Source organism: Oryzobacter telluris, assembly GCF_043099285.1.
Classification (GTDB): domain Bacteria; phylum Actinomycetota; class Actinomycetes; order Actinomycetales; family Dermatophilaceae; genus Oryzobacter; species Oryzobacter telluris.
In genome coordinates, this window is the sequence record NZ_CP170723.1 from 2,574,063 (window position 1) to 2,596,627 (window position 22,565).

Annotated in this window: 17 protein-coding genes; 7 read left to right on the forward strand and 10 right to left on the reverse strand. The window is 72.6% G+C overall.

The window, feature by feature from the left end:
* Positions 1 to 79: 79 nt before the first annotated feature.
* The 5 genes from ACFLFB_RS11865 to ACFLFB_RS11885 form a co-directional block, all read right to left on the reverse strand.
* Positions 80 to 1,348 (reverse strand): ABC transporter substrate-binding protein, encoded by a 1,269-nt coding sequence (locus ACFLFB_RS11865; protein ID WP_392542384.1) that lies wholly within the window; start codon positions 1,346 to 1,348, stop codon positions 80 to 82.
* An 80-nt stretch (positions 1,349 to 1,428) separates the two neighbouring features.
* Positions 1,429 to 2,331: a carbohydrate ABC transporter permease gene (locus ACFLFB_RS11870; protein WP_392542385.1), complete on the reverse strand. Its 903-nt coding sequence runs from the start codon at positions 2,329 to 2,331 to the stop codon at positions 1,429 to 1,431.
* Positions 2,324 to 3,259, reverse strand: a complete 936-nt coding sequence (locus ACFLFB_RS11875) for a carbohydrate ABC transporter permease (protein ID WP_392542386.1) — start codon at positions 3,257 to 3,259, stop codon at positions 2,324 to 2,326. Before ACFLFB_RS11875 ends, ACFLFB_RS11870 begins: the two co-directional genes overlap by 8 nt.
* Before the next feature lie 2 nt (positions 3,260 to 3,261).
* Positions 3,262 to 4,470 carry an ROK family protein gene (locus tag ACFLFB_RS11880; protein WP_392542387.1) on the reverse strand — a complete coding sequence of 403 codons (1,209 nt, stop codon included), beginning with the start codon at positions 4,468 to 4,470 and terminating at the stop codon, positions 3,262 to 3,264.
* A gap of 140 nt (positions 4,471 to 4,610) precedes the next feature.
* A complete protein-coding gene (locus ACFLFB_RS11885) occupies positions 4,611 to 5,384 on the reverse strand; it encodes a helix-turn-helix transcriptional regulator (RefSeq protein WP_392542388.1) in 774 nt (257 codons plus the stop codon).
* 151 nt (positions 5,385 to 5,535) lie between these two features.
* Here ACFLFB_RS11885 and ACFLFB_RS11890 point away from each other — a divergent pair, with 151 nt between their 5' ends.
* Positions 5,536 to 6,162, forward strand: coding sequence for a hypothetical protein (locus ACFLFB_RS11890; RefSeq protein WP_392542389.1), 627 nt, complete (start codon positions 5,536 to 5,538; stop codon positions 6,160 to 6,162).
* 5 nt (positions 6,163 to 6,167) lie between these two features.
* Here ACFLFB_RS11890 and ACFLFB_RS11895 read toward each other — a convergent pair whose 3' ends face one another.
* Positions 6,168 to 6,920, reverse strand: a complete 753-nt coding sequence (locus ACFLFB_RS11895; protein WP_392542390.1) for a hypothetical protein — start codon at positions 6,918 to 6,920, stop codon at positions 6,168 to 6,170.
* Positions 6,921 to 7,207: 287 nt separating this feature from the next.
* On the opposite strand from ACFLFB_RS11895, the gene ACFLFB_RS11900 reads away from it, so the two are divergent.
* From ACFLFB_RS11900 to ACFLFB_RS11915, 4 genes are all read left to right on the forward strand, one after another.
* Entirely contained in the window at positions 7,208 to 12,628 is a 5,421-nt protein-coding gene (locus ACFLFB_RS11900) for a CARDB domain-containing protein (protein ID WP_392542391.1), read from the forward strand.
* A gap of 16 nt (positions 12,629 to 12,644) precedes the next feature.
* Positions 12,645 to 13,793, forward strand: coding sequence for a hypothetical protein (locus ACFLFB_RS11905; RefSeq protein ID WP_392542392.1), 1,149 nt, complete (start codon positions 12,645 to 12,647; stop codon positions 13,791 to 13,793).
* A gap of 31 nt (positions 13,794 to 13,824) precedes the next feature.
* Complete coding sequence (locus ACFLFB_RS11910; protein ID WP_392542393.1) at positions 13,825 to 14,223, forward strand: hypothetical protein; 399 nt, start codon at positions 13,825 to 13,827, stop codon at positions 14,221 to 14,223.
* 63 nt (positions 14,224 to 14,286) lie between these two features.
* On the forward strand, positions 14,287 to 14,916 hold the full coding sequence (locus ACFLFB_RS11915) for a class II aldolase/adducin family protein (protein ID WP_392542394.1): 630 nt from the start codon (positions 14,287 to 14,289) through the stop codon (positions 14,914 to 14,916).
* Between the two features lie 19 nt (positions 14,917 to 14,935).
* On the opposite strand, the gene ACFLFB_RS11920 is transcribed toward ACFLFB_RS11915, so the two are convergent.
* Genes ACFLFB_RS11920 through mtnA form a run of 3 tightly spaced genes read right to left on the reverse strand, consistent with a single transcriptional unit; the run spans position 14,936 to position 17,442 of the window.
* Positions 14,936 to 15,709 (reverse strand): hypothetical protein, encoded by a 774-nt coding sequence (locus ACFLFB_RS11920; RefSeq protein WP_392542395.1) that lies wholly within the window; start codon positions 15,707 to 15,709, stop codon positions 14,936 to 14,938.
* The gene (locus tag ACFLFB_RS11925) at positions 15,706 to 16,356 is read right to left on the reverse strand and encodes a SatD family protein (protein WP_392542396.1); all 651 of its coding nucleotides are present in this window, start codon (positions 16,354 to 16,356) and stop codon (positions 15,706 to 15,708) included. The genes ACFLFB_RS11920 and ACFLFB_RS11925 overlap by 4 nt, the downstream gene beginning before the upstream one ends.
* 42 nt (positions 16,357 to 16,398) lie before the next feature.
* Entirely contained in the window at positions 16,399 to 17,442 is a 1,044-nt protein-coding gene (gene mtnA / locus ACFLFB_RS11930; RefSeq protein ID WP_392542397.1) for an S-methyl-5-thioribose-1-phosphate isomerase, read from the reverse strand.
* 89 nt (positions 17,443 to 17,531) lie between these two features.
* Here mtnA and ACFLFB_RS11935 point away from each other — a divergent pair, with 89 nt between their 5' ends.
* Positions 17,532 to 19,364 carry a Type 1 glutamine amidotransferase-like domain-containing protein gene (locus tag ACFLFB_RS11935; protein ID WP_392542398.1) on the forward strand — a complete coding sequence of 611 codons (1,833 nt, stop codon included), beginning with the start codon at positions 17,532 to 17,534 and terminating at the stop codon, positions 19,362 to 19,364.
* 166 nt (positions 19,365 to 19,530) lie between these two features.
* Entirely contained in the window at positions 19,531 to 20,391 is an 861-nt protein-coding gene (locus tag ACFLFB_RS11940; RefSeq protein ID WP_392542399.1) for a universal stress protein, read from the forward strand.
* 12 nt (positions 20,392 to 20,403) lie between these two features.
* Here the strand turns inward: ACFLFB_RS11940 and ACFLFB_RS11945 are convergent, their stop codons facing one another.
* Entirely contained in the window at positions 20,404 to 22,527 is a 2,124-nt protein-coding gene (locus tag ACFLFB_RS11945; protein WP_392542400.1) for a S9 family peptidase, read from the reverse strand.
* Positions 22,528 to 22,565 lie beyond the last annotated feature (38 nt).

Genomic DNA, 22,565 nt, shown 5'->3' on the forward strand with positions numbered 1-22,565 from the left:
CGCCGGGCCCGGACGCGTGGTCCGGGCCCGGCGGGCGCCGTGTGGTGCGGTGGTGTGCGGTGAGGCGGCTGTCAGCGGGTCACTTGAGGAGCCCGGTGACCGCCTTGGCGGCGGCCGCCACGGCCTCGTCGGCGCTGGAGCGGCCCGCGGCGGCCGCGCTCAGCTCCTTGCCGACCGCGTCCTGCATCTCCTGCTGGCGCTCCACGACCGGGGGCAGCACCGTGGCGTCGAGCGAGTCGAACACGGCCTGGCGGTTGGCCGGCTTCGGCTGGTCGAGGTAGGCGGCGAGCTTGGCCTCGTCGGCGACCGGCGGCAGCTCCCAGCTGGTGTCGAGGCGGGTCTTGACCATCTCGTCGGACGAGGTGAGGAAGGAGATCCACTTCTCGGCTGCCTCCTGGTTCGCGCTCTTCGCGTTGACGACGACACCGTTGGTGAACATGGCCGAGGCCTTGGTCGTGTCACCCGGCTCGACGGCGACGTCCCACTCGAACGGCGCGTCGGCCATCCCGGAGAACATCCAGATGCCGGTGTGCCACATCGCGAGCTTGCCGCTCTTGAAGAGCTTTGAGTCGAAGTCGGGCGTGCCCGCACCGTCGGCCTCGGTTGGCATCGTGGTTCCGGACTTGCCGACGAGCCACTGCGCCGCCTTGCGGCCGGCGTCGGAGTCGAACGCCGCGGCGGTCTTGTCGGCGTTGAGGAACTCGCCACCGGCCTGCGCGACGGCCTTGTAGTACTCGAAGAACGAGATCGGCTGGTAGTCGCCCCAGACGCCCTTCTTCTTGTCGGTCAGCTTCTCCGCGGCGGCCTGCTCGTCGGCCCAGGTCCACGAGGCGGTGGGCTCCTCGACGCCGGCAGCCTTGAAGAGGTCCTTGTTGTAGAACAGCACGACGTTGGAGAAGGACTCGGGCAGGCCGTACTGCTTGCCGTCGGCCGAGAACGCCTCGAGCAGCGAGGGCTTGTACGACGCCGTCGCGGTGCTCTTCAGCGGCGCCAGCGAGCCGTTGCTCGCGTACGTCACGAAGTTCTCGTAGTTCAGCTCGAAGGCGTCGGCGGCGGTGCCACCCGCGACCGCGGTCTGCAGCTTGGTGAAGTAGTCGTCGTACGGCGTGGTCTCGATCTGCACCTTGATGCCGGTGTTCGCCTTCTCGAAGGCCGCCTTGATGGCGTCGAGGTCCTTCTCGTGGCCGCCGTTGGCCGAGAAGTTCATGTAGCGCACGGTCACCGGACCGCCGGACGCGGCGGCGTCGTCGGTGCGGGTGGCCGACCCCTGGGCGCAGGCCCCGAGGGCGAGCGTGAGGCCGAGGCCGAGGATGACAGGCGCGACGCTGCGCCTGCTGAGGTTGGCCATGGTGGTTCCTTTCGGTGGTCTCCCGGTGGGACCGGTGAGGGTGGGGTGGGGCTGGTTGGTCGGGGGTTCGAGGGTGTCGGTCACTTGATGCCGGTGTGCGCGACGCCGGCGATGATGTGGCGCTGGGCCAGCAGGTAGACGACGGCGATGGGGAGGATCGAGAACACGGACCCGGCCATGACGACGTCCCACTGGGTGGTGAACTGCCCCTGGAGGGTGGCCAGTCCGAGCGGGAGGGTCATGAACTCGGGTGAGCGGATGATGACGAGCGGCCAGAGGAAGCCGTTCCAGCTCGCCATGAAGGCGAAGACCGCGACGGTGGCCAAGGCCGGCCGGATGAGCGGCAGGACGATCTGCAGGAAGATCCGCAGGTGCCCGGCGCCGTCGATGGTGGCGGCCTCGTCGAGCTCGCGCGGCACGCTCTCGACCGCCTGCTTGAGCAGGAAGATCCCGAACGCCGAGGCGATGCTCGGCGCGAGCAGCCCGGCGTAGGTGTCCTGGAGGTTCAGCGTGCGCATCTCGATGAAGAGGGGCACGACGAGCACCTGGAGCGGCACCATCAGCGTCGCGAGGTAGAGGCCGAACACGAGGTTCTTCCCGCGGAACTCGAGGCGGGCGAAGCCGTAGGCGGCCATCGCGCCGGTGACGAGCTGGAACAGGGTCGAGGCCACCGCCACCCAGAACGAGTTGACGACGATCCGCCACATCGGCAGCGTCTCGAGCAGCGTGCGGTAGGCCGCCAGCGTCGGGTCCTCGACGAGCAGCGTCGGCCCACCGGCCAGGCTGCCCTCGGGGGTGATCGAGGTGACGACCGTCCAGAGGAACGGGAAGAGCATGACCGCGGCACCGGCTGCGACGACGACGTACTGCAGGACCTTCACCGGCGTCGGGCGGCGCCGGGCCGGGTGGCGGACGGGATGCTGCGCGCCGCGCCCGTGGGGCTCGACCAGCGGTGCGCTGTCGCGCGAGAGCAGGTCAGGCATGGTGCACCCACCGTCGCTGGCCACGGATCTGGACCGCGGTGATGAGCAGGATGAGGGCGAAGAGGATCCACGACAGCGCGCTGGCCTCGCCGGCCCGGCCGTAGCGGAAGGTGAGGTCGTAGATCTGCCCGACGACGACCTGGCTCGAGCCCGACGGCCCGCCACCGGTCATCACGTAGACCTGGTCGAAGACCTGGAACCCGTTGATGAGGCTGATGACGACGACGAAGAACGTCGAGGGCGACAGCAGCGGCAGGGTGATCCGCCAGAACCGCTGCCACGCGCTCGCGCCGTCGACCGTCGCGGCCTCGAGGACGTCGGTCGGGATGGCCTGCAGCCCCGCGAGCATGATGACCATGACGAAGCCGAGGTCCTTCCACGCCGAGCTGAGGATGACCGAGGGCAGCGCCCACGCGGGGTCGGTCCACCAGCCGGGCTCGGGCAGGCCCACGGCACCGAGCACCGTGTTGACGAGCCCGTTCGTCGGGTTGAGCAGCCACTTCCAGACCAGCGCCACGACGACCCAGCTGGTGACCACGGGGAGGAAGTACGCCGCGCGGAACAGGCTGCGGCCGCGCATCCGCTGGTTGAGCAGGAGGGCGAGCCCGAGGCCGCCGGCGTACACGAGCGGGAGGTAGCCCAGGCAGTACAGGAGCGTGTTGCGGAAGACGTCGCGCGTGCCCGCGTCGGTGAGCAGGGACCGGTAGTTCTCGACGCCCGCCCACTCCATCGGGGAGATGAGGTTCCACCGGTGCAGGCTCACCCAGAAGGAGCCGACCATCGGCACGAGGGTGAAGGCGACGAGCGGCACGGCGCTCGGGGCGAGGAAGAGGACGACCCAGCCCAGGTTGCGCCAGCGCGAGCCGCGAGCCCCGCCGGAGCGGGGGCGGCGGGTCACGGTGGTGGCCGACCCGGGGGTCGCGAGCATCGTCACAGCGCACCGACCGTGGTCTGGAGGCGGGCGCGGACCCGCTCGCCCTCACGGCCGCTGGAGACGGCGTCGAACGGGGAGGCGAGGACGAGGGACGCCGCGCCCACCGCCCACTGGTCCTCGCTCCACGGCTCGACGACGCAGGAGATGCCACGGCGCGCGGGGAGGAGGTGGCGGCGGAAGGACTCCTCGAAGGTCGCCTCCCAGAACGCCCACTCGTCGATGCCCTCACCGAGCAGCACGACGACCTCGGGGTCGAGGAGGTGGACGGCGCCGGCCAGGGCCCGGCCGAGCAGGCGACCGGCGTCGGCGTAGACGGTGCGGGCCGCGGCGTTCCCGGCGCGGGCGGCCTCGGCGAGCCCGCGCACGCTGCCCTCGGGGCCGACGACCCCCGCCGCGCGGGCGGCGAGGAGCAGGCCGGACTCGCCGACGAAGCCCTCGAGGCAGCCGTGGTTGCCGCAGCCGCACTGGGGCCCGTCGTCGGCGACGGGGGTGTGGCCGAACTCGCCGGCGCCGCCGTGGGCGCCGCGGCCGACCGAGCCGTTCTGGACGATGCCCAGGCCCACACCACGGCCGATGGTCACGACGAGGAAGTCGGCGTGGGTGCGTCCGGAGCCGTAGAGGATCTCGGCGGCGGCCAGGGTGTTGACGTCGTTGTCGACGAGGACGGGGACGCCGAGGGCCTCGCGCAGCCGGGCCCCGACGGGCACGCGGTCCCAGCCGAGGGTGGGGGCGTCGACGACGCCGGACGCCTGGTTGTCGACCGCACCGGGCATCCCGACCCCGACGCCCAGGAGTGGGCCCTCGTGGGCGCGGACGGCGTCGGCCAGGACCGAGGCGATGGCGTCGAGGGCGTGGGGGGTGGTGGCGTCGAGCTCGACCGTGGAGGCGGCGGTGACCGCGCCGTCGAGGCCGACGGAGACGATGCGCACGTGGTCGGCGGTGACCTTGGCGCCGATGGCCCCTCCGGCGGTGCGGACCAGGCCGAGCAGGCGCGCCGGGCGGCCACCCTGGCTCGGCACCGACTCGAGCTCGGTGACGAGCTCGCGCGCCAGCAGGTCCTTCGTGGTCTGGGTGACCGTGGCGGGGCTGACGCCGAGGACGCGGGCGATGTCGGCCCGCGACGACGGCCCGCGGGTACCGAGCAGCCCGAGGACTGCGGCACGCACGAGATCGCCGCGGTTGGCGACCGGACCGGCCTGGGACATCGTCGTCTCCCTGCTTTGTTCGACACTAAATTTAGTGGTGAACATAGCCCGACGACGAGGGCGCGTCAAGCAGGTGGGTCCCGGGGTGTCGCCGCCGCAGGTCAACGGCCTGCGAGCCGGATGTCAGCCGCGTCGGGCGGTCAGGACGTGATGGTCGCGCGGCAGCCGTGGCGCTCGGCGAACGGCTCGACGACGACGTCGGCCTGCGTCCCGCCCGCCCGCAGGAACCCCTCGACAAGGCCCTCGTGGACCGAGCAGACGACGGTCGGGCTCACCCGCGCGGCGTCGAGGAGGGGGCAGGTGCGCAGCAGCAGCGCGGTCTCGCGGCCCTCTGCCGGGGCGGGCCGGGTGCTCTCGGTGAGCACCGGGGAGAACCCGAGCGCCTCCAGGAGGTCGAGGGCCTGTCCGACGGAGTCAGGGGCGCCGGCGTCCGTGGCGAGGCGGGCGCCCTCGCCGACCCGGTCGGTGTCGTCGCGCTCGTCGGCCCCGTCTGGTCGTGGCTGGTCCCCCTCGGCGAGCCGTCGTCCCCAGGCGAGGCCGACGCGGCGGGCGTCGGCGGCGGGGTCCTCGCTCGTCGTCGCGAGGTGGTCGGCGAGGGTGGCCACGAGGGCGGTGTGCTCGAGGGAGGCGACCCGCCCGGCCAGGTGCATCAGGCCCGCGGGGGTCACGGAGTACGAGACGGACGGTCGACCCATCCGTCCGCGGTTCTGCTCGCCCCGCACCATGCCGTCGCGGCTGAGCGCCTCGAGGTGCTGCCGGGTCGTGTTCTCGTGCCCCCCGAGCACCGCCGACAGCTCGGTGGTGGTCACGGGCTCGTGCCGCCCCACGGCCCGCAGGACCCGCACGCGCGCCACCGGCAGGGCCGGTGCCGACGGTCGGGCAGGCAGCGGCCCACGGTCGCGAGAGGGAGTCACGCTGCCACTGTAGAAAACCGCAGGCCACGAGGCCACCGGTGTCTGCAGAGCGCACCCGATCGGCCCACCCCAACCTCGGTCGTCCGGCGCCGTCGTGGACGGGTCGGCCAACCCGGTCGCCACGCGACCGTCGGCCTGCGAGGCTGTCGGCGTGGAGGTGGGACGGGCCGTGGTCGTCGTCGTGGAGGGGCCGAGCGACGTGGCGGTCCTCGAGGTCCTCCTCCGGCGCCGCGGGCAGACCTCCGGCGTCGAGGTCCACGGGATGGGCGGGGTCACGAACATCCGCCGGGCCCTGACCCGGCTGCTGGCCACGAGCCCGGCGCCCCGGGTGCTCGGCCTCTGCGACGAGGGCGAGGCGGAGGTCGTGGTGCGCGCGGTCGCCGCGTCGGGTGTCGACGTGCGGTCGGTCGACGACCTGCCGGCGCTCGGCTTCCACACCTGTCGGGCCGACCTCGAGGACGAGCTGGTGCGCACCCTCGGTCCGACCACCGTGCTGGGGGTGCTCGACGACCTCGGTCTCGGCGCCGCGTTCGACCGGTTCCGCCACGAGCCCGCCTGGCGCGGCCGCGACCTGCACGAGAGCCTGGTGCGGTTCGCCGGGGTCGCCTCCGGGCGCAAGGTCCTGTTCGCCCGGGCCCTGGCCGAGGCCCTCGACCCCGACACCCCGCCGGACCCGCTGGCGCTCCTGCTGGAGCAGGTGGCGGCCGCCGTCACCGACCTCGAGAGCCCTCCGGTGGGTCCCTTCGAGGTCACCGCCGGCGTCCACCGGGATCCCTGACCGGGTCAGAACCCCCCGAAGTCACCTCCGCCGAAGTCGCCGCCACCGAAGTCCCCGCCGCCGTTCCCCCAGTCGGAGCCGCCTCCGGCCCAGTCGCCACCGCCACCGACGTCCCCGCCGGTGTCGCTGGAGCCCGTGTCGACCGCACCCGCGTCCTGGCCGGCGTCACCACCGGTGTCGCCCGAGTCGCCACCGGTGTCACCCGAGTCGCCCGAGTCGCTGCCGGTGTCACCGGCCTCCTGCGCCTCGGGGCTCTGGTCGTAGCCGTCGAAGAGCGCGTTGGCGATGGCCGACCCGACGACGACGCCGGCGATCGTGCCCATCATCGAGCCCATCACCATGCCGCCCATCCCCATCCCACCGCCGGCGAAGGAGCCACGCGAGAAGGTGCCCTGCAGCGTCCCCGGACGGCGCATCTCGGCGCGGGTGGCGGCCCGGGCGAGGTCGGCGGGCTCGGCGGAGGTGCCGGCCTCCTCGGGCGCCTGGCTCGCGAGCTCGCGCAGCAGCTGCTCGCGCTGGTCCGGGGTGAGCTTCTCGAACGCCTCGCGGTGGATCGCCTCGAGCTGCTCCGGGGGCGCCGTGCGCAGCAGGTAGCGGTACCGGGCCACCGCGCGCTCGTCCTCGGAGGGACCGGATGCGGGCGGCGCCGGGGTCGCCGAGGACGGGGCACCCCATCCCGAGGAGGTCGGGCCGCGGCCCACCGCCTGGCCCTCCTGGGGGCGCGGCGGACGTCCGAGCAGCCGGTCGAGAAAGCCCATGGTCGATCCCCTCGTCACGCGACCCCACGCAGGGAGGCCGTCTCCGTGGTCAAACGGCCTCTACCCCGCCCCCGGTTCCCCAAACGCGGAAACGGCTGCCCCAGAGGGGGTTCCGGGAGCGTCCGGGTGCAGGCACGAGCAGCCGCGTCGTGCCTGCACCACCCGGCGTACCACCCGGAATGACCAGGTCGCATGGCCCGATGGAGCCATGGACGCGACCTCCGAGGAGGAGTTGGGTGAGTTCCCGTACGCGCGCCGGGGTGACGCGCGATGACGGAGGGTCGGACATGGGCATGTCGACGTACACCGGAGCGCACGTCTCGAAGACCCCTCGCCGGGTCAGGTGGGTGGGGGCGGCGACCGCCGTCCTGCTCGCCCTGCTCGGGACACCCTTCGTCGTGGCACCCGCGTCGGCGGACCCCGCGAGCCCGCTCACGGTCACCGTGACCGCCTCCCCCAGCCCCGTCGCGTCCGGGGCCGAGATCACCTACTCGATCTCGATCGTCAACACGGGCGGCGCGAAGGTCACGAACCTGGTCCTCACCGACCAGCTCAACGGGGTCGGCACGCTCCAGTCACCCCCGGCCACGCCCCAGTACGCCATCACCTCCAGCCAGGGCACCTGCACCCAGTCCGGCCAGCTCGTCAGCTGCAACGGCGGCACGATGAACGGGGGCGCCAGCTGGTTCGTGACGATCCGCGGGGTCGTCACCGCACCGAGCGGGACGACCCTGAACAACACCGCCAGCATCACCGGCACGAAGTCGGCCCAGAACTTCACGACCAACGGCAGCGTCCAGACCCTCGTCCAGGGCGGCTCCGGCTCCACGAAGCCCGACCTGACGCTCAACAAGACCGGGCCGTCCTCGGTGGTCGGCGGCTCGAGCTTCGACTACGTCCTCACCGTCAACAACATCGGCACGGCGCTCGCGAACGACATCGTCGTCAAGGACACGCTGCCCGCCGGCGTCACGCTGCAGGCCAGCCCGTTCGAGACGACCAGTCTGTTCACCTGCTCCAGCGCGGGGTCGCCGATCACCGTGACCTGCTCGGGAGGGCGGGTCAACGCCGGCCAGAACGGGAGCATCCGGCTGCACGTCGTGGCCCCGGCGACCGGCTCCCTCACGAACACCGCGGTCGTCGACCCCGACAACACCATCGCCGAGGGCAACGAGCTGAACAACACCTCGGCCGTGGTCAGCACGAGCGTCACCACGACCCCCGCGTCGCAGGGCCTGACGATCGTCAAGACCGACGACCCGTCGGTCATCGCCGGCGCGGGCCCCGACCCCGTCTACCCGACGCAGACGCTCACCTACAAGATCCGCGTCACCAACGCCGCCACGACGCGCGCCGACGACGTCGTCGTCACCGACGGCACCCAGGGCCTGGAGGCCGCGAGCATCGTCGTCACCCAGGCCGTCGTCAACGGCTCCGTCGGCACCGGCAACGGCTGCGTCGTCGCGGCCGCCGAGACACGCTGCACGGTCAAGAGCCTCAACGCCGGTGGCACGGTGACGGTCACCGTGCGCGGCACGGTCATCGCCCCGGCCGGCATGGTCCTCATCAACACCGCGACGGCCACCGCGAACATCAGGAACACCGGCGTGCGGGCCACCGCGACCGAGCGGACCACCGTGAAGCCGCAGTTCGACCTCACCCTGACCAAGGCCGGCCAGCCCGACCCGGTGTGTGCGCGCACCTGGCCCGCGGGCGGACAGGTCCCCGCCGACCCCGACGTGTGCGTGGGCGGGCTGAAGTACACCTTCGTCGTCGGCAACAGCGGGATCGCTGCCGCGACGAACGTCCTCGTCCGCGACCCGCTCCCGGCCGGCGTGGTCTACGACAGCTTCGCGAACATCGGCGGCGCCGACTTCTCGTGCACCCTCGGCGCGGGCAACGTCCTGTCCTGCACCAACCCCAGCCTCGCGCCGGAGTCGACCGAGTCGTTCTCGATCATCGTCGTCCCGCCGCCGGGCACCGGTCCCCTGACCAACACGGTCAACGTCGACCCGAACAACGCGATCTTCGAGGCCGACGAGACGAACAACGACGCCTCCGCCACGGTCCAGGTCTCCACGGGCATCGACCTCACCGTCTTCAAGCAGGACGACAAGGTCGGCGGCGACGGTGACGAGACCGACAACTCGCCGATCAACCCGCCCGGGACGCTCATCCCCAACTACCCGGCCCCGGCCGCGGGCTTCGACCCCATCGCGACCAACGGCACCCAGTCCTACACGATCTACGTCGACAACCTCGGCACGCAGGACGCCACGAACGTCCGGGTCGAGGACACCCTCCCCGCGGGAACGCGCTTCCTCTCCGTGACCGGCAACGCCGGGTTCACGTGCAGCCACGACGGCTCCGCCCTCGGTGGCAAGGTCACCTGCGTCGGCGCCGCCCTCAACGGCACGGCGACCGAGTTCTACGACCCGCCGGGCGCGCCGATGCCCGGCGGCAACCAGTTCGCCACGATCATCGTCAAGGTCTTCGCCACCGGGTTCGTCCAGCCGGTGATGCACAACGAGGTCCGCGTCGACCCGCTGAACGCGATCGCCGAGGCCAACGAGGCCAACAACATCGCCGTCCAGGACACCACGGTGGCCACCGGCGGTGCCGGGGTCGGCGCGTTCAACCAGCTGACCGTGGCCAAGGTCCAGAGTGACCCCGCCGCCGGCTCGCCCGTCGCCACCAACGGCATCCTCAGCTACACGATCACCGCAGGGAACGACGGCACCGACCCGGTGAGCAACGTCGTGCTGCAGGACTTCCTCCCGACCGGGTCGCGGTTCATCTCCGCCGCCGACACCGATGCCGGACCGGGGACCACCGACGCCTTCTTCTGCACCCACGACGGTGCGGCCACCGGCGGCGTCGTCACCTGCACCGGCGGCGACTTCTCCGGAACCGTCAACACCATCCCTGACACCGGCGGCGTCGGGAACATCCCGCTGACCCGCCAGGTCAAGGTCACCGTGTTCGCGCCCAACACCCCGGGCACGTACCAGAACACCGTGAAGATCGACCCCAACGACGTCGTCGCCGAGGGCAACGAGTTCGACAACACCGCGCAGGCCTCGACCCAGGTCAAGACGTCCGGCGACGGTGGCCTCAACTCCTTCCACCAGCTGAGCATCGACAAGACCGCCAGCGCGCAGGTCTCGACGAGCAGCGTCATCACCTACACGCTCCTCGTGACGAACTCGGGAACCAACCCGGCGTTCGGCGTCGAGGTCCGTGACGCCCTTCCGGCCGGCACGTCGTTCATCTCGGCGACCGACACCGCTCCAGGTCCGAACCAGTTCACCTGCACCCAGATCGGTGGCGTCGTCACCTGCTCGGGCGCGACCCTCAGCGGGACGGCCGTGACGGCCTCGGGCGCCCCGGCGTCCCGGACCATCACGATCAAGGCGTTCTCGGGCACCCAGCCCGGCACCGTCATCAACACCGCGTTCGTCGACCCGAACAACACCATCCCCGAGGGCGACGAGACCGACAACCACGACACCGCGTCGACCCAGGTCGTCGTCGGGGCCGGGTACATCGACCTCGCGGTCCGCAAGTGCGACCAGGCCATCGTGGCCGGGTGCGCGGGCACCGTCACCACGTACGACAGCGGCGCCCTCATCACCTACCAGGTGGAGGTCCGCAACGACGGCACCGACCCGGCCTTCCAGGTCGTCGTCCGTGACCCGCTGCCCGCCGGCCTGACCTTCGTCTCGGCCGCCGACACCGACTCCGGTGACGGGTCCTTCCTCTGCGGCGAGAGTGGTGGGGTCGTCACCTGCACCGGCGGCACCCTCGACGGCACCGCTGACCTCATCCCGGCGGTCCCGCAGGTGCGGACGATCGAGATCACGGTCCGCGCCCCGCAGGTGCAGTCGCGCTCGTACACCAACCAGGTGTTCATCGACCCGTTCAACGCCATCGCGGAGTCGAACGAGACGAACAACAGCGCTCGCGACACCCTCACCGTCCAGTCGCCGTACAACCTGACGATCGAGAAGGACGGTCCGACCAACGCCCAGCAGAACAGCAGCCAGGACTACGTCCTCACGGTGAAGAACGAGGGCAAGGCCGTCGACGACGTCGTCGTCATCGACCCGCTGCCCGTCGGGCTGATCCCGCTCGGTGTCGAGGCGACGGGCAACTTCGCCTGCAGCCTGACCGAGAACCCGGTCAACGGCATCCGCTGCGTCGGCGACATGGCGGCCGCCTCGGAGGCCACGATCACCATCCACGTCTTCGTCACCCAGGACGGCGGCACGCTCGACAACGAGGCGTGCGTCGACCCGGACAACGCGGTCGTCGAGTCCAACGAGGCCGACAACTGCAAGACGAAGACCACCTCGGTGACGACCCTCCGGCCGAACATCTCGCTCCTGAAGTCGGCGAGCACCGGTTCGGTGAGCATCGGCGCGACGCTGACCTACACGCTCAACGTCACGAACATCGGCGACGGGCCCTCGGCACCGTTCGACGTCACCGATGACCTGCCCACCCAGGTCGGCATCGTCGGCACCCCGACGGCGACCGACGGGCTGGCGACGTGCACCCACGACGGCTCGGCCTCCGGCGGCGTGGTGACCTGCACCGTGACCGACGGGCTGCTGCCCGGGCAGTCGACGCAGATCACCATCACGACGTCGGTGAACGCGACCGCCACGACGGCGTTCTCGAACACGGCGAAGGCGAACGGCGGAAGTGCCGTGCCGACGAGCACCACCGCCGAGCCGTGCGCCAGCAACCCGTTGGGCTGTGGCGACGAGGAGAGCACGAAGCTGGTCAACAACACCGACACGGTGACGACGGGCGTGGGTGGCGCCTCCATCGACCTCGCCGTGGGCGACATCACCGACCTGCCCGACCCGGCAGCGGAGTCCGACCAGATCACGTACACGGCGGTCGTCGTCAACGGCGGGACCCAGGACGCCAAGGCGGCCGACGGCAACGGTGTCGTCGTCCGGGTCGACCTGCCCACCACCGGCATGACCGTCAACTCGGTGCTCGCCTCGCAGGGCTTCGTCTGCGTGCTGACCAACGCGAACGCCGTCGCGACCTGCACCGGCGACCTCCTCGCCGGCCAGTCGACGACGGTGACGGCCAAGCTCACCGTGGGTGTGGCGGCGCCGTCGAAGCTGACGGTGAAGGTCACGGCCGACCCGGCCGACGACATCACCGAGACCGACGAGACCAACAACGCCCAGACGGAGGTGACCACCGTGACGCACACCCAGTGCACCGGCTGCGTCGACCTCCAGCTGGGCCAGATCCTGGCGACGCCCAACCCGGTGACCAACGGGTCGAACCTCACCTACCAGTTCACCGTGACCAACATCGGTGACCTGCCGGCGATCCCGGTGGCCCCGGACGCCATCCGGGTGTTCGTCGACCTCGACCGCCTCCCGAACGAGTCGACGTTCGTCTCGGCCAACGGCACCAACGGGTTCACCTGCGGGATCAACCCCGACTTCGGACCGGTGGCACCGGACAGCCTCGCCAACCCCGAGGTCCTGTGCACCGGGCCGGTCGGCGGCCTCGCGCCCTCGGCCGGGACGACGATCACCGTCGTCGCCACCGCGAACACGGCCGCGGAGCCCTCGTTCGTCGACTTCGACGTGGCGGTCGACCCGGAGAACCTCGTCAGCGAGTTCCGGGAGTTCAACAACACCGGTGGCCTGCGCGTCACCACCCTGGCCCCGTGAGCGAGAGGCGACGACGATGACGAGACGCAGACGAGCCACGAGGCGCCTCCTCCTCGGGGTGGTGACCGCCGCCGCGGTCACCGCCGCGGGGCTGGTGGTCGGCGGTCCCGCGACCACCGACCACGCGGAGGCCGCGGCCGGCTGCCGCATCTACGTCGCCTCGGGCGACGACGTCGTCAACGGCAAGGAGCTCGACGACAACGCCAAGCGGTTCCCCGAGCAGCTGCTCGAGGACCACCTCAAGTCCCCCGGCTGGTGCCTGTACAACCAGGGCAAGAACGGCGTGACGACGGCGAGCTACATCAGCAGCGGGCCGATGTCGTCGGCGTACAACATGCGCCCCGACCTGCACACCCTCACGCTCGGCGAGCAGAACAAGCCTGCCGTGGACCTCATCGACTCGTGCTTCTCGAAGGTGAAGGACCACGACTTCGCGGGCGCGACCGCCTGTGCCACAGCGGTTCTCGCGAACACCTCACTGTGGTCGGGCATCAAGAGCAACAACACGACGATCCTCGCGACCGAGAAGATCATGGCCTCGCAGCGGCCCGGCCTGGTCATCGCCCTCACCGGGTACCCCAACCCGTACCCGCGCGCCGAGGACGTGGTCGACGAGATCGTCCAGCTGTGCGTCCCGCTCATCGACACCATCCCGACGTGCACGGCGCGGTGGGCCCAGCTGCCGGCGGCGCTGCTCGCCATCGACCAGGCGTTCACCAAGCTCAACACGACGATCAAGGAGTCGCTGGCCCCCTACCAGGCCGGCCCGAACGGGTGGCGTTACGTCTTCGTCGACGTCAACCCGAAGTTCGAGGACCACTGCATGACGATGAAGGTGCAGATCAAGACCAAGGTCGAGCACCCCGAGCTGAGCGGTCAGGTCCACCAGCACGACTCCCCCACCGTGAACTTCGGGTGCAGCGAGGAGTGGTGGGTCGAGGGGTCGACCGGACGGGCCCTGCCGACCTACCTCATCCCGGCCACACCCGGCGTCCTCATCGACTTCAGCCAGACGACCGAGGGCATGGGCGTCATGCCCAACGCGGACGGCCACCAGTGCATCGCCGACGCGATCTGGGAGGCCGACACCATCGACCCCGGCACGACGCCGCTGAAGTGGAAGCTCGGCTACGGCGAGGCGTCGACCACCGACTACTGCCAGTGACGCACGAGCGTCACGGCGACGAGGAGGCAGCATGCGCAAGGTGATGGTGGTGCTCGGCGCCGCGGCCGCGCTGGTCGTGGGTGCGGTCCCGGCCGCGGCCGGACCGGCGAGCGGCAGCACGACGCTCCAGGGAACGGCGGTCGGGGGCCAGGAGGTCGACGTCTCGGTCGTCATCAAGGGCGTCTACCCGGTCGTGGCCTACGAGTTCATCCTGGAGAACCGCTGCTGGTTCAAGGGGAAGTACAGCGGCCCGGTCGACTCGGTGGAGACCTACCCGCTCCTCGGCCCGTGGTTCGACGCGGCCGGTGGGTCGCAGAGCGTGGAGACGGTGAGCCTCAACGACGTCCCGAGCGGCGCAGCGTGCCGGGTGAGCGTGACCCGCGGCAGCTCGCCGGTCAAGGGCACGACCACCTCCTACAAGGTCGGCTGACCGGTTGCCGGTGCCGACCCGCCGGGACAGCGGCGGCGGGTCGACATCGGCGATGATGGCGTCATGACCACGGACCGTGACGACCTCGTCGACCAGCTCATCGACGCCGGGCGCCAGCTCGTCGAGCGCGGGCTGGTCCAGGCCAGCGGCGGCAACCTGTCGGCGCGGCTGCCGGGCACCGACCGCTTCCTCGTGACCGCGTCCGGGACCTGGCTGGACCGCCTCGAGCCGGGCGACCTCTCCGAGGTCACCCTCGACGGCGACCACGTGGCCGGCGACCAGCGGCCCTCGGTGGAGTGGAAGCTGCACCAGCGCACCTACCTCGTGCGCCCCGACGTCGCGTCGGTGGTGCACCTGCACCCACAGCACGTGCTGCTCGTCGACATGCTCGGCGCCCCGATCCGGTTCACCACCCTGGACCACCAGTTCTACGTGGGCTCGGTGGGGCGCGTCCCGTTCCACCCGTCGGGGTCGGAGGAGATCGCCGACGCGGCGGCCGAGGCGGCGCGGGGCCACAACGCGGTCGTCCTCGCGCACCACGGCTGCTCGGCGCTCGGCGACACCGTGTCGATGGCGCTGCGCCGCGCCCTCAACCTCGAGGAGGCGGCGATGATGACCTACCGGCTGCTCGTGGTGGGCGACACGACCTCGGACTTCCCGCGGGAGTGGCGCGGCCGCATCATCGAGGTCTGACCCCGCTCGGGTCGCCGGCTCAGCGGGTGAGCGCGAGGGAGGTCAGCGCGACGAGCCACGACACGAACGACCCGACGAGGAAGTACTCGGTGACGTGGTCGATGCCGACGCCGTCGACGCCGCTGCCGTCCTTGCGGGTGGCCTGCAGCTCGGGGAAGCGGATGAGGCCCTTCGCGGCGATGACGAGGCCCGCCGCGGTGAGCTGGCCGGTGAGCCCGAGCCCGAGGATGAGGACGCGCTCCATCGGGCCGAGCAGGCGACCCCCGCGCAGCTGGTCGGAGGGCTGCGGGTCGTCGGCCGTGGCGAGGTCGTCGGGGATGACGGGGCGCATCGCGCCGACCGCCACGAGGACCAGCCGCACGAGGACGTTCGCCGTGGAGAGGTTGACCAGGACCAACCCGAGGACGAGCAGGACCCGCCCGGCCGAGTGCTGGTCGCCGACGAGGGGGAGGTCGGCCCAGGCCAGCCAGCGGCCGAACACCCCGCCGAGGGGCGAGGCCCACCCGGACAGGCCCAGCAGCCACGCGATGCCCGCCCCCAGCGCCACGAGGGCGCCCACGTGCCCGGTGCCGGTGTCGACGGCCTGGCGGGACAGCCGCTGCCACAGGACCAGCGGGAGCAGGGACGCCGCGAGGACGACGAGGTCGACGGGCGTGGTGAGGCCGCCGAGCAGGGCGAGGGCCACCACCGTGGCCGCACCCGCGGGGACCGACCAGCGGGTGGAGCCGCCCGACGCGGCGCGCACGAGGTCGGCGAGGCCGAGACCGACGAGCCAGACCGCCAGCCAGCTCACGGCAGCGCCCGGAGCAGCTCGTGGGCGGCGAGGACGGCCCCGATGCCGTCGGCGCGCACCCGCTGCGAGACCGCCGAGGCGCTGATGCCCTCGAGGGTCGCGAGCTCGCTCTGGGTCGTGTGGGGGTTCATGAGTCCTCTCAGCAGTCGCAGCGACCGTTCCGACAACGAGCCAACCAGATGGTCCCGACAGACCAAGGCGGCGTTGACGGCGTCGAGCGACGGGTCGTCGGCGGCGGCGCGGACGGCGGTGCGGACCGTGCGCGTGGGCGAGCGGCCGGCGGTGTCCTCGGCCGCCTCAATCGCCTCCCGGGCCGACCACCAGCCCGGCCCGTCCTCGATGCCCCGGGCCGCGTCGAGCATCGTCACCGCCCCCCGGCCGATGCCGAAGCGCGTGTCGATCCTGGGGAGCAGCTCGAGGCGCACCCGGAGGGCGGCGTCGAGCGCGGCGCCGAGCGTGCCGTAGGAGCCCTGGAACTCGTCACCCACCGTGACGCGGAGCTCGCCCAGGGCCGGCACCACCGCGTTGACCCCGACGAGGGCCTTCTCGACGGCGCGGTGCAGCGCCCGGCGGTTGGCCGCCCCGCGAGAGTCGACGACGTCGCCGATGAGGACGACCCGTGAAGTCTGGTCCTTCATTCGTGCCATCTGAAGATCATACCTTCATTCGGCACCGATGAAGCAAGAGGCTTATCTCCCCAACGACGTCAGGTCGGTACCGCGCCGCGGCTCGGCCACCCCGCGCTCGGTCGCCACGGCGTCGACGAGCCGGGCCGGCGTGACGTCGAAGGCCGGGTTGAACCCGGAGCTGTCCACCGGCGCCAGGCGGGTCCCGTTGAGCACGGTCACCTCGTCGCCCGACCGCTCCTCGATCTCGATGCCGGAGCCGTCGGCCATCGACAGGTCCACGGTGGACCACGGTGCGGCGACCATGAACGGGATGCCGGCGTCGGCGCACGCGAGCGCGACCCCGAGCGTGCCGATCTTGTTGGCCGCGTCGCCGTTGGCGGCGATGCGGTCGGCACCGACCACGGCGAAGTCGACGAGGCCGCGCAGGATCGTGGAGGCCGCGGCGCCGTCGGCCTGCACGACGTGCGGGATCCCGTCGGACGCCAGCTCTAACGCCGTCAGCCGCGAGCCCTGGAGCAGCGGCCGGGTCTCGTCGGCGTACACCAGCTCGATCCGGTCCCGGGCGTGCAGCTCGCGGATGACCCCGAGCGCGGTGCCCCACGCGGACGTCGCCAGGGACCCGGTGTTGCAGTGGGTGAGGACGCGCAGCCGGGGACGGTCGAGGCGCTCGAGCAGCCAGTCGGCACCCAGGCGGGACAGCTCGCGGTTGGCGGCCTCGTCGTCCCGGGCCACCTCGCGCGCGGCGGCGAGGACGGCGTCGCGTCCCTGCTCCATCAGGGGACGCACCTGGTCGACCCCCCACGCGAGGTTCACCGCGGTGGGGCGGGCGTGGCGGACGCGGTCGACGGCCTGCTGGACCTGAGCCTCGTCCCAGCCGGACCGCGCACCCTCGTCCATCGCGACGACGACGCCCATGGCCCCCGCGACGCCCAGTGCCGGCGCACCGCGGACCGCCAGCTCGGCGATCGCGGTGACGAGGTCGTCGGTGCTGCGGATGTCCCGGAAGGTGGTCCGGCCCGGGAGCAGCGTCTGGTCGAGGAGCCGGCAGGCACCGCGGCCGTCGTCCCCGGCGGCGTCGTCCCACTCGATGGCGATGAGCGTCATGGCGCCAGCCTAGGCCTCGGGTGCCGCCGCCCGAAGCCGGCCGGTCCGCAGGCCCCGCTCACCGGCAGGGCCCACTACGGTCAGTCGACATGACCGCAACGCAGCGACCGTCCCGGACCCGAATCCTCTTCCGCTCCAGCGCCGTCGGCGGTCTCGCCGTCGCGCTGGCGGCCGGCCCCGTGGCCCTGTCGGCCGCGACCGGTGACGAGCCGACCGTCCTCACGCCGATCGGCGGGGGCTACGTCACCTCCACGCTCCAGGGCTTCGCCCGCGCCGCCGCCGAGGGGGCCAGCGGCCCCACGGTCGACCTCGTCGTCGTCCCGTCCGCCTACGGCGACGCGCCCCGCGACCGGGCCGAGAACCTGCGCCTGGCCCAGGAGCGCACCGACCAGCTCGACGCCGCCTGCGACGCCGTGGTCCCCGCCGGCTGCACCGCGACCCTCGCGGTCCTCCTCACCCGCGCCGACGCCCTCGACCCCGCCAACTCGGCCGCCCTGGCCGCACCCGGCACCGACGGCATCTACGTCCTCGGCGGCGACCAGGGGCTCGCGATGCAGGTCCTGGCGGCCTCCCCCGCCGAGACGGCCATCACCGCCGCGGTGAGCCGCGGTGCCGCCCTCGGCGGCACGAGCGCCGGCGCCGCGGTCGAGTCCCGCACGATGATCAACGGCTACGTCGGTGCCCTCGGCCCGGCCGACGGGCTGCGTCGCGACTCGACCATCATGTGGTGGGGCGACGACCCCGACCTCGAGCGCGGCCTCGACATCGGTTCCCGCGCAGCGATCTTCGACCAGCACTTCCACCAGCGCGGGCGTCTCGGTCGCAGCCTGTCGACCCTCGCCACCGCCGACGAGCGGTTCGGCGGCGCGAGCCCCGTGGGCGTCGGTGTCGACTACGCCACCGGAGTGCGGGCCACTGGCGACCGCACGCTCTCGGGTGTCTTCGGCGACTCCTCCGTTGGCGTCATCGACCTCGAGACCCTCGGCGCCACGCACTCGTGGGTCGGCAGCCCCGCCACCCTCTCGGCGCGCCGCGTCCTCACCCACCTGATGACCGAGGGCACGACCTACGACCTGCAGACCCGGGTGATGACGCGCGGCGGCGTGGCGCTCCCGGCGCCGAGCGGTGCCGCCTGGTCCGCCCCGGCCTCCCCCTCCGAGGTCGGGGGCACGGTCTTCCTCGGCGGTGGCGCGCTCACCGACGGCGTGCTGCGTGACGTCGTGGCGGCCGCCCGCGCGGCCAACCCCGCGAAGACGGCGAAGCTCGTCGTCCTCGCCGCGGCCTCCGGGTCGACCAAGGAGGCCAACGCCTACGGCTCGGCCCTGAAGAAGGCCGGCTGGACCGGGCAGGTCACCACGGTGGTCCACGGCACGAGCGCGTGGTCGACCTCGGCGGTCGCCGGTGCCACGGCGGTCGTCGTCGTGGGCGACACCCCGCCCGCGCTCGCCCAGGCGATGGCCGACCCCGCCTTCCGCCAGGTCGTCTCCACCGCCGTGCGCCGCACGCCGGTCGTCCTCACCGACGGTGCCACCTCGGCGATCCTCGGCAGCCGCTGGTCGGCGAAGGCCCGTCCCACGGCCGCGACGCTCGAGGCCGAGGGGGTCGCCGCCTACCGCGCCGACGACGCCCAGTGGCTGCCCGGGCTCGGCCTCGTGCGGGCGACGGTGGTCCCCCACCTCACCGACGACTTCCGCTGGGGACGGCTCGACGCCGGCGTCGCGGCCGCCCCGACCGAGCTCGGTCTCGGCGTGGCAGCCGCCTCGGCGCTCGTGCTCGGCCCGACGGGCGGGCGCGTGTCCGGCGCCTCGGTGGTCGTCGCCGACGGCCGCGAGGCGTCGAGCTGGGTCTCCGCCAACGGGGCCATGGGCGCCTCGGGCGTGGTCCTCGACGTCTTCGGCAGCGGGGAGCGCCTCGCCCGCTGACGCCCCCGACTCCGGTACGACCCCGAAGGCCTTGCGCGGCCGACGGGGTCGTGCCACGGTCGAGGGGTGGGACCTCCAGGCCCCACGACGACGGAGACGTCAACCGCCGCACCGCCCTTGGCGTGCCCGCCGCCGCGACCAGCATCGCGATCGGAGGAACTCCCCCATGGCCGGTTCTCGTGTCGTCGTCGGGGTCGACGGGTCCCCGCTGTCCGTGGCCGCCGTCGGCCACGCCGCGCGCAGGGCGAGCGCCCGCGGCCTCGACCTCGTCGTGCTGCACGCCTTCGCCGCCGACCTCCCGATGCTCGGCTTCGGTGGTGGCGCCGACCGGGCGGAGGTCGACGCCCACGCCCAGCGGCTGCTCTCGGACGGTGTCGCGCGCGCCCACGCCGTGGACCCCGGGCTGACCGTGACCACGCTGGTCCGTGACGGGTTCGCCAGCCAGGCCCTCGTCGACGCCTCGCGCACGGCCGCGCTCGTCGTCGTCGGCGCCATGGGCCACGGGGTGCTCAGCCGGGCCAGCGTCGGGGCGGTGGCGATGCAGGTGGTCACCCACGCCCGCTGCCCGGTGCTGGTCGTCGGGCACGAGACGGCGCCGGTCGCCGCGCTCGGCGGACGGGTCGTCGTCGGCGTCGACGGCTCCAAGGCGTCGCTCAAGGCGCTCGGCGCGGCCTTCGACGAGGCGGCCCTCAGCGACGGCTCGCTCGACGTCGTGCACGCCTGGGAGCCGCGGGGGGTCACCGACCCGACCCTGTCACCGACGTCGGACTGGAGCGCCTACGAGGCCCAGCTCGAGGCGTCGGTCGACGCCGCCCTCGCGCCGCGGCGCGAGCGGCACCCCGACGTCAAGGTCGACCACGAGGTCGTCCGGGGTGCGCCGGCCAAGGCCCTCGTCGACCGCAGCGAGGGAGCGGCGCTCCTCGTCGTCGGCAGCCGCGGAGCCGGCGGCTTCGAGGGTCTGCGGGTGGGGTCGACGACGCTGCAGCTGATGGGACGCAGCCAGGCGCCCATCCTCGTCGTCCACTGAGGCAGGCAGCCGTCAGTTGCTGACCGGCTCCGTGGCACCGAGCTGGTCGAGGACGAAGGCCCACTCCCATGCGATCTGCTCCCACGCCGCGTACCGCCCGCTGCGGCCACCGTGGCCCGCCGACATCTCGGTGCGCAGGAGGACGGGACGCGTCAACGGGTCACTCGTGACGACCTCGCGCAGCCGGGTGACCCACTTCGCCGGCTCGGTGACGTACACGCGGGTGTCGTGCAGGCTCGAGGTCGCGAGGACGGCGGGGTAGTCGACGGCGCCGATGTTCTCGTAGGGCGCGTAGGCCTTCATCGCGGCGTAGGTCTCGGCGTCGGCGAGCGGGTTGCCCCACTCCTCCCACTCCCCCACGGTGAGCGGGAGGTCTGGCTGCAGCATCGTCGTCAGGGCGTCGACGAACGGCACGGCGGCGTGGGCGACGCGGAACCGGTCGGGACCGAGGTTGAGCACCGCGCCGACGAGAAGCCCTCCGGCAGAACCGCCTTCGAGGCCGACCCGGTCGGGCGCCATCCAACCGCCGGCCACGAGGTGGTCGACGCAGGCGAGGGTGTCGGTGAAGGTCACCGGCTTGGCGAGGAGCTTGCCCTCGTCGTACCAGCGCCGCCCCATCTCCCCACCGCCACGCACGTGCGCCACGGCGAAGACCACGCCGCGGTCGAGCAGGCTGAGCCGGGCGACGGAGAAGTACGGGTCGGAGGAGATCTCGTAGGACCCGTAGGCCGTGACGATGCCCGGGTTGGTCCCGTCGGCCTCGACCCCCACGCGTCGGACGACGGACACCGGGACGAGGGCGCCGTCGGCGGCGGCCACCCACTCGCGGTGCTCGACGTAGTTCGCGGGGTCGAAGTCGCCGAGGACGGGCTGCTGCTTGAGCAGGGTCCGCTCCCCCGTGTCGAGCTCGACGTCGAGGACCGAGCGCGGGGTGGTCCACGACTCGACGACGACCTGGATGGCGGTCTGGTCGGGCTCGGGGTTGTCGCCGAGCCCGATGCTGTGGACGCCCTGGTCGACCTCGACGTCCCAGGCGGGGCCGTGGCCCGACTCGGCGGCGGCGTCGCGCGGCAGCACCCGCAGGGCGGTGAGGCCGCCGGTGCGCAGCGAGAGCACCGTGGCGCGGTCGAAGGAGTCGACCGCGACGAACCGCTCCCCCTCGCCGGACCGCAGCATCGGCACCCACTGCTCGTGGCTCGTGGCATCCAGCGGCGCCCAGGCGAGGTCGGCGTCGGGGGTGTCGGTGTTGTGGACGACGAGGAGGCGGTCACCGGCCGGCTCGACGTCGTACTCGATGCCGTCGCGGCGGGGGGCGACCACGCGCCACTCCCCCTCCGGGTCCTGCGCGTCGAGGAGGTGCACCTCGGAGGTCGTCTTGGACCCCAGGCCGAGGACCAGCCACCGCTCGTCCCGGCTGGAGGAGACGCCCATCCAGAAGCGCTCGTCGTCCTCCTGGTGCACGAGCACGTCGTCGGCGACGGGTGAGCCCACCCGGTGGCGCCACAGCTGGAACGGGCGCCAGGCGTCGTCGAGGCGCGTGTAGAACACGAACGCGCCGTCGCGGCTCAGCTCGGCGCCGTAGCCGATCCCGGTGAGGGCGGTGTCGAGCACCTCGCCGGTCTCCACGACGCGCACGGTGAGGTCGAAGCGCTCGTCGCCCGAGGTGTCGACCGAGAAGGCGACGACCCGGTGGTCGTGGCTGACGGTGAGGGCACCCATCGAGAAGAACTCGCTGTCGCCCGCCTCGGCGTTGCCGTCGACGACGACCTGCTCCCCCGGGACCTCGGCCGCCTCCGGGTCGGGGCGGGTCGCGGGGTCGGTGCGCGGCGCCCGCACCTGCGAGGCGTACTGGCGTCCCTCGACCGTGCGGGAGTAGTACCACCACGGGCCGCTGGCCACGGGCACCGACAGGTCGGTCTCCTTGACGCGTCCCTTGATCTCCTGGAACAGGGTGCTGCGCAGCGGGGCGAGGTGGGCCGTGAGGGCCTCCGCGTAGGCGTTCTCGGCCTCGAGGTGGGCGAGGAGCGCGGGGTCCTCGAGGTCCTTCATCCAGGCGTACGGGTCCTCGAACCGGTCACCGTGGTGTTCGCGGACGTGGGGGCGGCGCTCGGCCGTGGGAGGGGTGGGACTCGGCACCCCGCCACCCTATGTCGCGAGGTGGCAGGACGCGGCGG